The organism is Leptolyngbya sp. FACHB-1624 (assembly GCF_047649235.1).
Lineage (GTDB): Bacteria > Cyanobacteriota > Cyanobacteriia > Leptolyngbyales > Leptolyngbyaceae > Leptolyngbya > Leptolyngbya boryana.
The window spans coordinates 1898167-1912796 of record NZ_CP180258.1 but is presented as its reverse complement, the minus strand read 5'-3'; the positions used below and the strand labels follow the sequence as shown (position 1 = coordinate 1912796).

Annotated in this window: 14 protein-coding genes; 5 read left to right on the top strand and 9 right to left on the bottom strand. The window is 47.5% G+C overall.

Annotation, left to right across the window (positions count from 1 at the left end; translation table 11 throughout):
- Nucleotides 1–6 precede the first annotated feature (6 nt).
- Both nadB and psbU read right to left on the bottom strand, forming a co-directional pair.
- Nucleotides 7–1635: an L-aspartate oxidase gene (gene nadB, locus ACMUEV_RS08905; protein WP_190651205.1), complete on the bottom strand. Its 1629-nt coding sequence runs from the start codon at nucleotides 1633–1635 to the stop codon at nucleotides 7–9.
- An 82-nt stretch (nucleotides 1636–1717) separates the two neighbouring features.
- A complete protein-coding gene (gene psbU, locus ACMUEV_RS08900; RefSeq protein WP_017289466.1) occupies nucleotides 1718–2125 on the bottom strand; it encodes a photosystem II complex extrinsic protein PsbU in 408 nt (135 codons plus the stop codon).
- 201 nt (nucleotides 2126–2326) lie between these two features.
- On the opposite strand from psbU, the gene ACMUEV_RS08895 reads away from it, so the two are divergent.
- The 3 genes from ACMUEV_RS08895 (at nucleotide 2327) to ACMUEV_RS08885 (ending at nucleotide 6457) form a co-directional block, all read left to right on the top strand.
- The gene (locus ACMUEV_RS08895; RefSeq protein WP_190651203.1) at nucleotides 2327–3841 is read left to right on the top strand and encodes an ATP-dependent DNA helicase; all 1515 of its coding nucleotides are present in this window, start codon (nucleotides 2327–2329) and stop codon (nucleotides 3839–3841) included.
- 51 nt (nucleotides 3842–3892) lie between these two features.
- The gene (locus tag ACMUEV_RS08890; protein ID WP_017289469.1) at nucleotides 3893–4105 is read left to right on the top strand and encodes a DUF2839 domain-containing protein; all 213 of its coding nucleotides are present in this window, start codon (nucleotides 3893–3895) and stop codon (nucleotides 4103–4105) included.
- A gap of 297 nt (nucleotides 4106–4402) precedes the next feature.
- Nucleotides 4403–6457, top strand: a complete 2055-nt coding sequence (locus ACMUEV_RS08885) for an MASE1 domain-containing protein (RefSeq protein ID WP_017289470.1) — start codon at nucleotides 4403–4405, stop codon at nucleotides 6455–6457.
- Nucleotides 6458–6475: 18 nt separating this feature from the next.
- Here the strand turns inward: ACMUEV_RS08885 and ACMUEV_RS08880 are convergent, their stop codons facing one another.
- The 7 genes from ACMUEV_RS08880 to ACMUEV_RS08850 all read right to left on the bottom strand — a co-directional run bounded on the left by ACMUEV_RS08880 (nucleotide 6476) and on the right by ACMUEV_RS08850 (nucleotide 12101).
- A complete protein-coding gene (locus ACMUEV_RS08880; protein WP_190651201.1) occupies nucleotides 6476–8203 on the bottom strand; it encodes a succinate dehydrogenase/fumarate reductase flavoprotein subunit in 1728 nt (575 codons plus the stop codon).
- A gap of 55 nt (nucleotides 8204–8258) precedes the next feature.
- On the bottom strand, nucleotides 8259–8774 hold the full coding sequence (locus ACMUEV_RS08875) for a hypothetical protein (protein WP_190651199.1): 516 nt from the start codon (nucleotides 8772–8774) through the stop codon (nucleotides 8259–8261).
- The gene (locus ACMUEV_RS08870) at nucleotides 8755–9963 is read right to left on the bottom strand and encodes a sulfite exporter TauE/SafE family protein (protein WP_190651197.1); all 1209 of its coding nucleotides are present in this window, start codon (nucleotides 9961–9963) and stop codon (nucleotides 8755–8757) included. Before ACMUEV_RS08870 ends, ACMUEV_RS08875 begins: the two co-directional genes overlap by 20 nt.
- Before the next feature lie 269 nt (nucleotides 9964–10232).
- The gene (locus ACMUEV_RS08865; RefSeq protein ID WP_190651195.1) at nucleotides 10233–10475 is read right to left on the bottom strand and encodes a hypothetical protein; all 243 of its coding nucleotides are present in this window, start codon (nucleotides 10473–10475) and stop codon (nucleotides 10233–10235) included.
- Nucleotides 10476–10571: 96 nt separating this feature from the next.
- Nucleotides 10572–10778: a hypothetical protein gene (locus ACMUEV_RS08860; RefSeq protein ID WP_017289476.1), complete on the bottom strand. Its 207-nt coding sequence runs from the start codon at nucleotides 10776–10778 to the stop codon at nucleotides 10572–10574.
- A gap of 402 nt (nucleotides 10779–11180) precedes the next feature.
- A complete protein-coding gene (locus tag ACMUEV_RS08855; RefSeq protein WP_190651193.1) occupies nucleotides 11181–11603 on the bottom strand; it encodes a tetratricopeptide repeat protein in 423 nt (140 codons plus the stop codon).
- A gap of 72 nt (nucleotides 11604–11675) precedes the next feature.
- Nucleotides 11676–12101, bottom strand: coding sequence for a HesB/IscA family protein (locus ACMUEV_RS08850; RefSeq protein ID WP_317135188.1), 426 nt, complete (start codon nucleotides 12099–12101; stop codon nucleotides 11676–11678).
- A 126-nt stretch (nucleotides 12102–12227) separates the two neighbouring features.
- On the opposite strand from ACMUEV_RS08850, the gene ACMUEV_RS08845 reads away from it, so the two are divergent.
- Nucleotides 12228–13847, top strand: coding sequence for a DUF6930 domain-containing protein (locus ACMUEV_RS08845; protein ID WP_190651191.1), 1620 nt, complete (start codon nucleotides 12228–12230; stop codon nucleotides 13845–13847).
- Nucleotides 13848–13851: 4 nt separating this feature from the next.
- Complete coding sequence (locus ACMUEV_RS08840) at nucleotides 13852–14559, top strand: Uma2 family endonuclease (RefSeq protein ID WP_242044412.1); 708 nt, start codon at nucleotides 13852–13854, stop codon at nucleotides 14557–14559.
- The last annotated feature ends 71 nt before the right edge of the window (nucleotides 14560–14630 follow it).

Below are 14630 nucleotides of genomic sequence, written 5' to 3'. Positions count from 1 at the left end.
TCGGTCTTAGTGGCGAATTGGAGCAGTAGACCACTTCTCCTCTTGCACGATCGTATGCACCTGCCACTCCTCTAATGTGTTCGGAAAGTCCGATCGATAATGTCCCCCTCGGCTCTCTGTTCTCAATTGAGCGCTTTTCAGGATTAAATGCGCCACATCGAGTAAGTTGTACAACTCTCCCCAATCTCGAAGATCTGAAGCAGAAATTCCCAGTTTCAGAGATTTTTTTGGCTCAAGATTGATCAAAATTTGGCTCAATGGAAGCTGCGAAAATTCTTGTTGCCAGAGTTCGACTTGAGCGATCGCACTTTCTAAAGTCTTCTGCTCTCGCGAAATGCCTGCACTCTGCCACACTAATCGCGGCAAGACAGCCCGCAGGTGCTCGATCGAGGTAAATTCCACATCTGCAATGGACTCGAGCGGTTCAACTGTCTGAGCTGAGATCGGTTCAAGTTGAAGCGATCGAAATTGCGCGCCAAACACCAAACACTCTAATAGCGAATTACTGGCTAACCGATTTGCGCCATGAACTCCAGTACTGGCCGTTTCACCGACTGCATATAAATTCTCGATCGAGGTTCGATTCTCCACATCCGTCCCAATTCCACCCATCCAATAGTGCGCCGCTGGAGCGACTGGAATCGGTTCTTGGAAAACATCTACCCCCCATTTTTGACAGACTTGAATAATATTTGGAAAGCGATGCTGAATCGTCTCAACGGGAATGGGACGCAAATCGAGAAATACATTGGCACTCGCCGGATCAGATTCCGTCTTCTGAATGTGATTAAAAATTGCCCGGCTTACCACATCGCGCGGCGCTAATTCCCCGGCTGGATGGTAATCAAACGCAAATCGGTGTCCAGTTCGATCGACTAAATGCGCTCCTTCCCCCCGCACCGCTTCGCTAATCAAAAATCTCGGCGCACCGGGTTTCGTCAAAGCTGTCGGGTGAAATTGCACGAATTCTAGATCGCGAAGCAAAGCTCCGGCTCGATGCGCGATCGCGACTCCATCGCCTGTACTGACTGCCGGATTTGTCGTCTGGGCAAAAACCTGTCCGCCTCCGCCTGTTGCCAAAATCACAGCCTGAGCGCGAATCCAATGGACTTGAGAATGGTGAATCAAGCAAACGCCCTGACAGCGATTTTGCTCATCCAGCCAAATATCTAAAACAAACGTTTGATCTAACGTCTGAATATTTTCTCGTTCCAGCACTCGCTCTGCCAAAACACTCACGACGGCGCGACCCGTTGTATCTGCGGCATGTAGCACTCGCCGTCGAGAATGTGCCGCCTCTAACGTCAGCGCCAACTGATTGTGATGTCGATCGAATGCCACCCCCAAATCCACCAAATTGTGAATACAGTCTGCTGCGTGCTCCACCAGAAACGTCACGGCATCGACATCACACAGCCCTGCCCCTGCCGAGAGCGTATCCGCAATGTGCAAATCGGTTGAATCTTGAGGATCGATCACCGCCGCAATGCCGCCTTGTGCCCAATCACTCGCCGAGCGTGCCACCGAATCTTTGGTAATCAGCCCCACCCGATATTGAGACGGCAAACAGAGCGCCGTATATAACCCAGCCGCCCCCGCTCCAACCACCAGCACATCATACGCAGACTGCAACATACGCTTCCTATATAAAAAAATCGCTCCCACAGACATTGAATTCTGTAGAGAGCGTCGAGTTGACAAGTTTCTCGATCGTCAATTAGCGATAAATGCCATTGTTATAGCGATCGCCGCCTTCAACGAGTTCTTTGGACACTTCGGTCACAACGAAATTATCCAAATTCGATTGCAGCACTTCTTTCTGCTTGTCGTTCAGTCCTGGAATATCCAAAACATCTTCCACAGATTCATACGGCGCATATTTAATAATCAATCCCGCCAAAGTCGGATATAGCCCTGGCAATTCGCGGAAAGCCCGAACGTTTGTATTGTTCAGGTCAAGTTTCTTACCGAATTCGGTTGCCATCTTATCTTCGACCACATTGCGGTACTCAGCCGCCAACACGGTCACTCCATTCAAGTTTGCTGCGACTGCCGCTTGGGAAAACCAGCCCAGACAGCCCACCACCAAACTCACCATCGCCAAAACGCGAATCAAACGTTTCATTGTTAATCCCTCCCAACTGGATCGAGCAAACGCAATACACAGCTTTTATTAGAGCCTATCATTTTGCGACCGCGATTGAGAATCTTTTAGATGAGGTGGGAAGTCCCCTACTCCCCACTCTCCCCAAAAGCAAATTAACTTACCGCAGGGTTTTGAATGAGTGTGTCAAAATGATGATTTAGTTCCAAATCGGGTGACTTTGTGATTGAGGTAGAAGTCCATCAACAACTCCGCGCCTTTCTCAGAGAACAAGGCGAATTGTACTGGTCGCACCATTTGACGATGGCGCGTCTGGTCGCGCGGGCGCTTCGGATTGGACGGAGTGCCTTGATTCAAACCGGGACACCGGGTGATCTTCAGGGACGGTATCGCCTCAGTTATCTTGTGCCCTTGCTGATGTGGCAAGAACCAGTGGTTCTGGTCGTGCCGGAAGCGATTCAGCAACGGATTTTAAGAGTCGAGATTCCCCGATTGCGGCAGTGGATTGAGTATCCCAAACCGATTCAAACGGGCGATCGCTGGCCGGCTCCCGATTACAAAGGCATTTTGATTACAACGCCTGAAGCTTGGTTGAGCGATCGCTTAAATTCCGCGGGCAGATTTCCGACTGGGATTCCGACGATTATCGATGGGGTAGATGATCTCGAATCTTGGACGCGCGATCTATTAACCGTGCAACTTGACTCGGCAGATTGGGAGGCGCTGATGCTAGCTTGTCCAGCGCAAGCCGATTTGATTCGAGATTCTCGGATTCAACTGATTCGAGCAATTTTTCAACATCCTGCTAATCCTTACGAATGCTATTTAATTGAGCAAGCTGAACGCGATATTTTACTCGAACTCAAATTTTACTTAACTGAGACATTGCCGCCAAATTGGGCGCATTTTTTTGAGCAGTTACAGCAAAACGATCGCTTAGTTTGGGTGACGATTTTACGGCAAGCTGGACAGTTTTCGCTACATTGCACTCCGGTGAAGATTGCTTCGTTTCTAGAGCCGATTTGGACACAGCAGCCGACGGTTCTGATTGGGGGCGCGTTGGATCTCGATACAGATGCAGAGATTTATCGATCAAATGTGGGCTTAGGTGACGATTTGACCTGTTTGAAATTCGCCCTCGATCGCCAAGAAGATCTGATTCAGCTTTATCAGCCCGAAGGAATTCCGCTGCCTAATACGCCTCAGTTTCAAGGAGCGTTGCTGAAAGAATTGCGATCGTTGCTGAGTCTGTCCGCCTCGGTTCAGCGATTAACCGTGATTTTGGTCGGGGATACGCCGCTGCGATCGCAAGTGGGATCAATTTTGGCGGCTGAGTTTGGGTCGAGAGTGCAAGTTGAGCGCACGTGTTTAGAAGAAAATGGGATTTTAGTCACGGGTTGGGAGTTCTGGCGAGAGCATCAGGGAGTTTTGCCTGCACCGTATGTATTCGCGATCGCGACTTTACCGATTCCTTCGCTCGAACATCCGCTGGTTGCAGGTCGCGTTGCCTATTACAAACAGCATCGTCAAGATTGGTTTCGGCTGTATCTCCTACCAGAAGCGCTAAGTGAGCTACAGCGATCGATTGCTCCGGTGCGAGAATGTCAAGGGTTTGTCGCAATCTTAGATAGCCGCGTTTTACACCGAAGCTATGGTGCTCAAGTTTTGACCGCACTCAGCCCATTTGCGCGGATTTCTTATTTGGATTCGAGCTTGTTCAACCCTGTAGACGAATAAGCATTCGCGATATGATCAGAATCAATACACTCAAACATTTTTTTCAAACTTATGGGAGAAGCAAAACGTCGTAAAGAAGCGCTGGGTGAAGAGTATGGCAAAGAGCAAAAGATTGCTCCCTGGCTGCCAGTCACAAAGACTCAAACCCAAAAATTTATGAATTGGACAACGACGGGGGCATGGACTGGAATTATCCTGCTCGTTGTGGCGTGGCTCGTGATTCGATTTGTCGGTCCGGCAGCAGGCTGGTGGGCCGTGAATTAAGTTAAGAGAATTGACTTTGAAAGGGGATCAACTTGATCCCCTTTTTTGTTGTGATCGCTTTCTAGCGCTATACAATTCATCCAGCAATCGTTTTATCCGAATTCAGATCACCAGCCATTGAGCCTCGTTGAACAGAAAGTGATCCAAGTCTTTGGGCGCAAAGTAATCTCATAGCTGCATAGTAGCTTTTAGACATCGTTGGCAATGCTTACCTTGAACTGATTCTGGGAATATTGAAACTGCTCGGCTCAGTCTCCATTCAGTCTACTAGTCAACTGTGTCTATCACCAAGATTCAATGAACTCTATCGCAGCCCCTAAGCCCTCTGCATTCATTTATCGACTAGTCGGAACCGCATTAGTCTACTACATTACAGCCAAATTGGGGCAATATCTCGCCATTCCACCTGGCTTTATTACGCCTGTTTACGCCCCCTCTGGCATTGCCGTTGCAGTGCTGTTGTGCTGGGGGGATCAGCTTGCAGTCGGGATATGGATTGCTGCATTAATCGCAGCAGCGTGGCCTCTGTGGGTGAATACGGGCAATGGGGCAATGTCGATGGTGTCAGGATTAGGCATTGCAACGGGTTCTGTTTTGCAAGCATTAGTAGGAGCATGGTTACTTCGCCGCTGGGTTGGAGCAGACCTATTGTTTCAAAAAGCTCAGAACGTCTTCAAGTTTGCGGGAATTGAACTATTCAGCTGCATGATTAGCCCCACCCTTGGAGCCGGAACGATGCTCTTGTGTGGACTCATTTCACCGAATAACTTTCTCAATAGCTGGATCACGTTCTGGCTTGGAGACTACATTGGAGTCTTGGTGATTGCGCCGCTCCTCATTTTGATGTGGCTCGATCGCATTGCAACCTGGCAATGGTTAGGACAAACTTTCAAATCAGCTCAAAAGAATGCATTGGATATTGCATCTATTGCTCGCCTGCTGGTGCACCCAGATCATTCTCCTGAAACTTCTCGACAATTTAAGCAGTTGCGAGAAGTTGGGATTTGGTTAGTGCTGATCTCGATCGTCGGGATTATTGCTTTTGGTATGGCATATCCGATCGAGTATATGGTCGTTCCCTTACTGGTTTGGGCAGCACTACGATTTGGGCAGCGGTTCACAAATTACTCGATTCTCCTAGTTGCTGGACTTGCACTCGCAGGAACAATTCACGGAACTAGTTCTTTTAATCGCAGCACGCTGAACGAAACATTGTTGTTGCTGCAAGCCTTTATTGGTGCAATCACCTTAATGATGCTAGTGCTCTCTGCTGTGATCATAGAACGAGAACAAGCAAAAACTAGCCTTGAACAAGCAAATGCCGACCTCGAATCTAAAATTGAGGCTCGAACAGCAGAACTACAATTAGCAAAACATTATCTCGAAGAGCAAGTCCAAGAACGTACAGCCAGTCTGAGCCAAGCATTAGCCGAACTGACTCATACGCACGAAAGTCTCAAGCAAGCTCAATTACAGCTCGTGCAAACCGAGAAGATGTCTTCTCTCGGTCAATTGGTCGCTGGAGTCGCCCACGAGATTAATAATCCGATTGGTTTCATCTTTGGCAACATTACTTACACGACCGCTTATACACAAGATTTACTCGATCTGTTGGAGCTTTACCAGACGACTTATGATCAACCGACACCCGCGATTCAAGCCAAACTTGAAGAGGTCGATCTAGAATTTCTCAAAGCTGATCTCCCCAAAACGTTCTCATCAATGCGAGCTGGGGCAGACCGAGTTAAGCAGATTGTTCTGTCTTTGCGTAACTTCTCCCGTTTAGACGAAGCAGCTTTCAAACCCGCTAATATTCATGAAGGCATCGATAATGCGCTCGTCATTCTAGACCATCAATTAAAAGCAACAAATCATCGCTCTGCGATTCAAGTTGTCAAGACTTACGGACAGATTCCCCTCATCGAGTGCTATGTCGGTCAACTCAACCAGGTCTTCATGAATATCTTGGTCAACGCGATCGAAGCAATTGCACCTGATAAGCAAGCAACTCGCACCAACACATCTTGTCATGCACTCGCAGCACGGACAGACAGACCAGGCACGAAGCTATTCGATATACTCCAGACTTATTCTGTTCCAACCATTCACATCGATACGGAACTGCAAGAAAAGTCTGTTGTCATTCGCATCGCTGATAACGGACCAGGGATGACAGAAGAAACCCTCAAAAATATCTTTAATCCATTTTTCACGACTAAACCTGTGGGTCAAGGCACTGGCTTAGGTCTATCGATTAGCTATCAAATCATTACCGAACGGCATCAGGGCACTTTGCAATGCCATTCGGTGCTGGATTATGGGACAGAATTTATCATTCAGATTCCGCGCTAAAGTTCTACACAGCCGAATTTAATACTTCCGCTCTTGTGGCTCGAATTGATTAATCACCACGGGTAGATAGTTAATATCAATGCCTGCTGCTGAATAGTAAGCTAATGTGTGTTTGAGGAATGCAGCATCGTCTCGCTGCTGATAGTCTTCGCGGAAATGGGAGCCTCGGCTCTCTTTGCGATTGATCGCCGAGAACAGAATCATCTCACCGACGACAAAGAGCGATCGCAGTTCCAACGCTTCGATCAATTCCGTGTTCCAGCTTGTTCCCCGATCGTCGAGGCGAATCTGACTATACTTTTGCTGCAATTCCCGCAATTGGAGTAATCCAGCTTGCATGGCTTCATCAGTCCGGAACACACCGCAATGCTCGGTCATACAGTCTTGATAAGCTTGGCGAATTTCGTGAATCCGGTACTGTCCAGATTGATTAAATAAGCCTTGAATTTGGGCTTTTGCTTCTGTGATATAGTGATCGGCATTCAGATCCGGAGCTTTCCGACCTTGGACAAATTTCGCGATCGAGGCTCCGGTTCGCCGCCCATACACGACGCATTCTAACAGCGAGTTACTGCCTAATCGATTCGCCCCATGCACCGAGACGCAAGACGTTTCGCCTGCTGCAAAAAATCCATCGACTAGCTCGTTGGCACTCGCTCGAACTCGTCCATCTGTATTGACGGGAATACCGCCCATGCAATAATGCACCGTTGGGCGAACTGGCATTGGCTCCGTCACTGCATCGACCCCGACTAAGCGATGTGCTTCCTCCCAGCAGAAGGGGACGCGACTCATGATTTTCTCTTTGCCCATATGTCGCAAATCGAGATAAACATAAGCTCCACCCGGACTTCCATCGGGTTTAACGCCACGTCCGGCTCGCACCTCAGACACGATCGCACGCGAGGTAATATCGCGTGGGGCAAGTTCCATCCGACTCGGAGCGTAGTTTGCCATAAAGCGATCGCCATCGCTGTTAATCAGATACGCCCCTTCACCCCGAACAGCTTCAGAAATTAACACCCCAACCGGATACAAACCCGTCGGATGAAACTGAACAAATTCCATGTCTTCGAGCGGCAATCCTGCCATCGCAGTCATGGCTAACCCGTCACCTGTCGAAGCGTAATCGTTAGACGTGGTGTTGTAAACCCGTCCATAGCCTCCCGTTGCAAACATCACGGCTTTGGCGCGAACGACTTCGATATGTCCGCTGAGCAAGTGATACATCACCACCCCTTTCGCCTGACCGTCTTCTAAGATCAGACGCATCACATACCATTCTTCGTAGATCTTGACTCCGTACTTCATCAAGTTACAAATCAATTCATGCAAAATCGCATGTCCTGTTTTATCGGCTGCGTAACAGGTGCGATTGTGAGAATGTCCACCGAATGCGCGTTGAGCAATGCGACCATCCGCCAGTCGCGAGAACAGCACGCCCATATGCTCTAGATCGATCACGACATCTGGAGCTTCCTGCGTCAAAATTGCGACTGCATCCTGGTCAGCTAAATAGTCCGAACCTTTAACAGTATCAAAGGCATGTGCTTCCCAGGAGTCAGTATCATCGACGTTTTTAAGAGACGCTGCCATGCCACCTTGTGCGGCAACCGAGTGCGATCGAATCGGGTGGGTTTTGGCAACAACGGCGATGCTGAGACTAGGATTGGTGCGGACAATTTCCAGCGCTGCACGTGATCCAGCCAGCCCGCCCCCAACAATAATGACATCGTGATCAATCATGGGTCACATTCGGAAAATTCGGCATTTCTCATTGTGACTCGAATTTTGGGTTCTGCTATTTTTTAAGGGTTCTTTTTACAATCCAAGCAGCGATTAAAAGCACGATCGCACTCAGTCCGACAGGCAAAACCCAATTCGTCTGTGGGGTAGTTTGAATCGGAGTTGCAGCGACAGGGCTAGATTGCGGTGCAGTTCCAGCTTGAACTGTCACCTCGTAAGCAAATTGAAATTCATTAAAGTCGTCTGCTTGCTTAGGAGTGCCGCTGATTTCCAGGGTATAAATTCCCGCTTTTGGAAACGTAATGTCTGCACCTGGAATGCCTTGATATTGCTCGGCTGAAATAGCTTTTAATTGCGGTTGTTTGAGGATTGTATTCTTAGAGATCACTTTGAGTTGACAGTTACAGCGATCGAGCGGAATGATTTCTCCACCCGCTTTAGTCAGTGCAAACCAAGCTTGTGAAACTTCACCGACTTTTGGATTATGGTTTGGCTCGATGTGAAAAGTCGCAGCAACATTGCCAGAAGTTTTAATATTATGAGCAATTAAATTATCGTTTAGATGCAGCATAGAACTTTTCTAAAGAGAAGAGCGACCAAAAAATTTGTAGTCGAATCAATAAGACTGTAATCACAAGAAAGATTAAAATTCCGACTCGGAAGCGATGAATAAAATCAGAGTTAATTTCACCCAAGTAATTCGATCCCGTAAGGCTCGTGTGAATCACAGCGAGAATTAAGACAGGAATGCTAACGAGATGAATTTTTCGCCATGCCGTGCCTAATTTAGCAACAGCAAAATCGAAACTTGTCAACGCTAGGGGAGTCATTAATCCCAATGCAATTATCCCTGCCCACATTCCAATTTGTTGATTGGGAAGCAGAAATGCGATCGCATAAATATTCCAGTTAAACGTGTGATCCAAAAAATGTCCCATATGCGCACAGGACAGCACAAATGCGCCCACGCCTAACGCTCGCCGATACCGCAACGGAGCCGCCCAAATCCGACTAATCGGTCGCGCAATCAGCGCGAGCATTAAACAAATTAAAGCAGCATGTCCAGTGTAGTCCACCATATCGCTACTTCTAAACAAGGTCAAAAGACCGATCGTCAAAGTTATCCAACCCGCTAATTTAAACAGTTGACTTCGGCGATCGCGACTCAATGCCCCCGCAAATAATCCAGTGCTAATCATCATTGGCGCAGTTCCTCCGCCAAATGCCAGCATCGTCAGTGCGCCTTGTAAGGCATTGCCAGTTTCTGCGGCTTTAATCTGTGCCGCATAGAGAAATCCGCAGGGAATCAGCCCCCAAACTAGACCAAGGATTGCCGGAGTCCACCATTTTCGCGATCGTGAAAAGTCGCCCAAGCGTTGACTCAAGCGATCGTGCAATTTTCCTTGAATTGGATGCAGAATCGGAACTTGCGGCAGCCAAGTTGGATTGATATTCGCAAGACCAAACCAAATGAGCAGTAACCCGGTCACGATCGCGAGTCCTCGTCTCAAGGCACTATCAATCCCAGCCAGTTGTCCACCCGCGATCAGCACCGATCCAAGCGCCCCGATCGCGGCTCCGACTAGGGTGTAGCTCATCACCCGTCCAGCATTCAAGAGAAGATTGAATCTCAATTGCGCAAAGCGAGAAGTGCGATCGTTCGACAGCGAGAATGCAACGGTAAGCGGACTACACATGCCCAGACAATGCCCGAAGCTGCCCAAAAACCCAACACTAGCCATTAACAAGAGATCTAACATCCTCCAATGCTATCGCGATTTGAAATCGGGTTGGGTACTTGTGTTTTGGATTTTAGCGTTTGGAGCGAGGGGATATTACAGGTGTAGGTTTGTGATGAAGAGGTCAGTGCAGACTGATCTGGCTCGATAATGAAGGTCGTCCATCTTGGAGCGAAGGACGCTACGAGGCTCCTCCTTGAAACAATGGAACTGTATCCCAACAAGACCGTGAAGCAACTGCCGCATGGGGAGTGGCTATCGCAATCGCAGGTTGGTGCACATGGGCTTAATTAATTTGGATTCAGGCGTTTCATCACCCAGCTACTTAATCCACTGATTAATGCGCCTGCCATCAAAATTCCTAACGCAGGTTGAACCACCGGAGTCCAAAGTGAAAGCCAAAGATTCAGCCCCACAGGAAACTTTGCCGCATTGCCAATGAGCGCGATCGCAAACCAGCCAAAACACAGCAGCACAAAAAATAAATTCAGCATCAAGGCTGTATTCAGCCACTTAAAAACCGTTTCTTTCATCACCCAACACAATGCATCAGCGATTCTAACCCTAACAAAAATCGGGTTGAAACTGAAGACAGCACAACCCGATCGCACATTAAAAAAGTCAATACATTAGAGTTCATGAACCGATGGGAAATCCTTCTCGCGTGAAATTTGCAGATTCTCAGGATCGACGTAATGGCATACCGCATCATTCAAACAAATTACCGCCCAACCCGACTGGTGCATTTCCACTAATTGATATCCCGAAGCATGTTGTACGAAATAGCCTTTGTGATTGCGCGTTCCAGGTTTGACACCGACTCGATCGATAGACATGGTAATCCGCTCCTTAAGCTACAAGAAAATCGTCGATCGACACCCTAAAAAGCAATGAGAAAACGTGAGTTTAGTCTGCTAAACTAAACTCGCACACTGCGAAATAAAGCACGCAAGTTAATCTTTGACTTGCTCTCTGAAGTGACGAAAAGACTGTAAAAGACAGAGGTATTTAACCTAGTCTTCAAATACTATCACTGTCTTTCTAAGTTTTCTATTAACTTATTTATGTTTGTATTACAACGATTAAAGTAATCTGTAGATTTTCAACTCAAAAATGCAACGATTTCGTCGCATTTATTCTGATGTTTGTAAATGCTCATTTACGAGCGCACAATTTCAATAAAAAAGAGCCAGAATTCACGTCTGACTCTACAAGAATGTGAAGAAAATTGAAGTAAATTAAGACTCAAATAGCCAGGCTTTGACGCGTTCCATACTTTTCCAACCTGGTTTTCTTGCCAATCCATCTTCAATATTTTGCTGAACTTCTTCGCGCAATTCTTCTACAGCAAAAACCAATTGCTGCGCCATTTCAACATGAGGTCTCACCCCAGGTTTAGACAAGTCCAACATTGCTAAGACTAAATTAATTCGAGCTTGAGCATCTTGTGGCACAAGTTTCACCGCTTTTTGCGCCGCAGGGAACGCTAAAGCGGGTTTATCTGCCAAAAGATAGAGCCATGCCAAGCAAGTCCAAGCTGCGCCCGTTTTACGAGAGCGATCGCAGATTTCTTTAAATACGGGAATCAACGTTTCAGGAGATTCCCCCGCTTTGTAGCGCTCTAATCCTTCATCGAAAAGGGTTTCAACCGTTTGAGTCATGACAATTTACAACCAATAACAAAGTGGTTAGCAGCATTGCCACTAACCCCTAAGATCTAACAATTTATTAGTTTAAGCTGAGAATGATTTGCCGCAACCACAAGTTTGGTCAGCGTTGGGATTCGTAAATTGGAAGCCACCCCCAATCAAGGCAGTGCTGTAATCCAATTGCAATCCATATAAATAGAGCAGACTTTTTGGATCACAGACGACTTTAAAGCCATCGTAATCGTAAACATGATCGTCGTCTCGAATATTGCTGGGATCTTCAAAGTCCATTGTGTAGGACATGCCAGAACAGCCACCGCCCCGCACACCTACGCGCAGGCAAAGATCTTTTCCTTGCTGTTCTCGAAGCGTGAGGACATGTTTAAGTGCGGCATCGGTCATCAGAATGCCGCGTTGGGGAGTTTTGGTTTCAGTTGCTTGTGTCATGAGAAATGCGATCGCTCCTGTAGAAAGGTGGAGAGGTGAAGTCCTTTGACCATTCACTTTCATCTTAGCAACTCTATGCCCGACGCGCCTTGGCAATAAACATTGCGGAACCTTAAGCGAATCGGTGCTGAGACAAGAGGAACAGACTAAGATAAAATCTACTGCTTCACCGTGTTCACTGGTTTGGTTATGACTGGTCTCAACCCCTCTACTTATCGTCGGCTGTTAGAGTTACCCCAAATCCAATCGGTGTGGGAAGGCGATCGCCGTGCGCTCTCGTCTGGTGTGCCGATCGAGGCAAATTGGTCTGATTCCAGTACACCCAGTGATGGCGAATGTATTCTCTGGGTGGATGGCTCGCAAGGGGTCGTCAGAGCGATGGATGTCGTGCCGCCAGAGACCGGACATGAAGCGATCGTCCGAACGTTGTTGCGGGCAATGGAACATCCGCATAGTCCAGCCAAGCCTGCCCGACCGCAGAAAATTGTCGTGCGCGATCGTGAAATCCTCTTCTATTTAAGAGGTGTGCTTCAAGATCTCGACATCGCACTTGATTACGTTCCCGATTTGCCATTAATTGATGAGATTTTTCGCGGTTTTCAGGATGCAACGAATTCTCGTCCGCCCTCTATTCCACCCCAATTTGCCGAGGAATTGTTAGCGAAAGCAGATGTGATCTGGGAGGACGCACCTTGGTCAGTGTTGCCCGACCATAAAATCATTGAGATTGAGTTAAATCGCTGGGATTTAGGCTGTGTCTATGCTTCGGTCATGGGTATGTTGGGCATGGAGTATGGAATTTTGCTCTATCGATCGCTCGATTCTCTGCGCCAATTTCGTCAGCGTGTGCTTTCTAACGACTCGATGGAGCGGATGGAAGAGGCATTTTTAGCCCAGGACTGTTTGTTTCTCACGTATGAAACCGAGGATGAAGACGACTTTGAGGACGAAGACGATTTAGATTTAGATCGCTTTGAGCCAATCTTGCAGCCTGTGTTTGGGAATTTGCATCCTTTAGAGGGCATTCGATCGTTTCTCTACGATGAAGAAGCGATGGCATTCATCACCGTTTTAGAAGCGCTGCATCGGTTTTTGAAACAGCATCGCCGGAAGTTGATGAACGAGGATTTCCCGGCGCTCAGCAGTAAATTTAAAATTCCCGCTCCCGATGGCGAGACAATTTCAGTCAAAGTGACAACGCTGCCGGAGGTTGCAGAAGAACTGTATGGAATGGTCGAGGACGAAGACGAAGATCTGAGCGCAATGCCAATCATTCGCGATGATCTGGTTCCTGAGAATTCGTTTCTCAGCTTAGGCGTTGTGCCGTGGGACATGGTGGAAATGATGCGATTGTCGGTTCAGCATTTCCAACTTGAAGCGCCAACTCAAGCCGGAGAAGGATTGCCGATTATTTTGATCCAAACGTCGCGTCCCAAAGCGAAACAGATGATCGAGGAAATTGAAGCCGCAGGTGGCTTGAACGGAATTTGCTTTAATCCTGGCTCTGATCCCTTTGTGGACGATCGCTATGATTTAGGGCTGCTGCAAACGCAGAATCAGGAACTTCATTTATTCGGCGAGTTTGAAGAAGACGATCCCACGCACGCTCAAGCCCGGAAAAAATGGGATCAGCGATGTAAGAAAACCAAGGGAATTTGTGGCTTGCTGATTGCTAAAGGTTTGACCGGAGGCAGCCGGGGCAATCCAGGGCTAAAAGACATGATGGCGCTCTATGAAGTGCGATCGCTGACCTCAGAAGATCTCGGCTTAGGTACGTTAGAACGCAAATTTGCAATTGATGGATTCTAAACTTATGGTTTCTGACATCAAAGCAGACCTAACTTACCCGGAAAGCGACGGCAAGCCAATGTCGGATAATACCAAGCAGTTTGAATGGATTGTTTTGATCAAAAAGAATCTCGATCTTCTATTTCAGAACTACCCGAATATTTTTGTTGCAGGCGATTTGCTCTGGTATCCAGTCGAAGGCAAAGCCAATATTCGAGTTGCACCGGATGCGATGGTTGTTTTTGGCAGACCGAAAGGTGATCCGTTTGGAGTCAAAGGGGCAGCACGGGGCGCTTATGTCCAGCACCGAGAAGGCAACATTCCGCCTCAAGTGGTGTTCGAGATTTTGTCTCCAAGCAACACGCAGAAGGAGATGGATCAAAAATTATTGTTCTACGATCGCTATGAGGTTGAAGAATACTATCTCTACGATCCAGACACAAACCGATTGCGCGGTTGGCTCAGAACTGATATTTCGCTAGAAGAGATTGACGATTTTCCAAATTATGTCAGTCCTCGTTTGGGGATTTGGTTTGATGTCACGGTCAATCCAATGCAGATTTACCGCCCAAATGGTGAAAAGTTCTTAAGTTATGACGAACTCGATCGAGAACTTCAACAGGTTCGGCAACAAGTAGAACAAGCTCAGCAACAGGCAGAACAAGCTCAGCAACGAGCCAATCAACTTGCAGAACGATTGCGGCAGATGGGAGTTGATCCAGATCAGATTTAAGAAGAGAGCTACTCATCCACTGCATTTAAGTAGGGAGGTGAAATGAATTGAAAGATAGCTGCTCTCGTTTG

Bases quoted from the DNA above. Each gene is read 5' to 3' on its own strand.
- ACMUEV_RS08885 (WP_017289470.1), top strand. From the start codon at position 4,403: ATGAACTCTATCGCAGCCCCTAAGCCCTCTGCATTCATTTATCGACTA.
- ACMUEV_RS08865 (WP_190651195.1), bottom strand. From the start codon at position 10,475: ATGAAAGAAACGGTTTTTAAGTGGCTGAATACAGCCTTGATGCTGAAT.
- ACMUEV_RS08890 (WP_017289469.1), top strand. From the start codon at position 3,893: ATGGGAGAAGCAAAACGTCGTAAAGAAGCGCTGGGTGAAGAGTATGGC.
- ACMUEV_RS08880 (WP_190651201.1), bottom strand. From the start codon at position 8,203: ATGATTGATCACGATGTCATTATTGTTGGGGGCGGGCTGGCTGGATCA.
- ACMUEV_RS08850 (WP_317135188.1), bottom strand. From the start codon at position 12,101: ATGAAAGTGAATGGTCAAAGGACTTCACCTCTCCACCTTTCTACAGGA.
- ACMUEV_RS08845 (WP_190651191.1), top strand. From the start codon at position 12,228: ATGACTGGTCTCAACCCCTCTACTTATCGTCGGCTGTTAGAGTTACCC.
- nadB (WP_190651205.1), bottom strand. From the start codon at position 1,635: ATGTTGCAGTCTGCGTATGATGTGCTGGTGGTTGGAGCGGGGGCGGCT.
- ACMUEV_RS08870 (WP_190651197.1), bottom strand. From the start codon at position 9,963: ATGTTAGATCTCTTGTTAATGGCTAGTGTTGGGTTTTTGGGCAGCTTC.
- ACMUEV_RS08875 (WP_190651199.1), bottom strand. From the start codon at position 8,774: ATGCTGCATCTAAACGATAATTTAATTGCTCATAATATTAAAACTTCT.
- ACMUEV_RS08855 (WP_190651193.1), bottom strand. From the start codon at position 11,603: ATGACTCAAACGGTTGAAACCCTTTTCGATGAAGGATTAGAGCGCTAC.
- ACMUEV_RS08840 (WP_242044412.1), top strand. From the start codon at position 13,852: ATGGTTTCTGACATCAAAGCAGACCTAACTTACCCGGAAAGCGACGGC.
- ACMUEV_RS08860 (WP_017289476.1), bottom strand. From the start codon at position 10,778: ATGTCTATCGATCGAGTCGGTGTCAAACCTGGAACGCGCAATCACAAA.
- psbU (WP_017289466.1), bottom strand. From the start codon at position 2,125: ATGAAACGTTTGATTCGCGTTTTGGCGATGGTGAGTTTGGTGGTGGGC.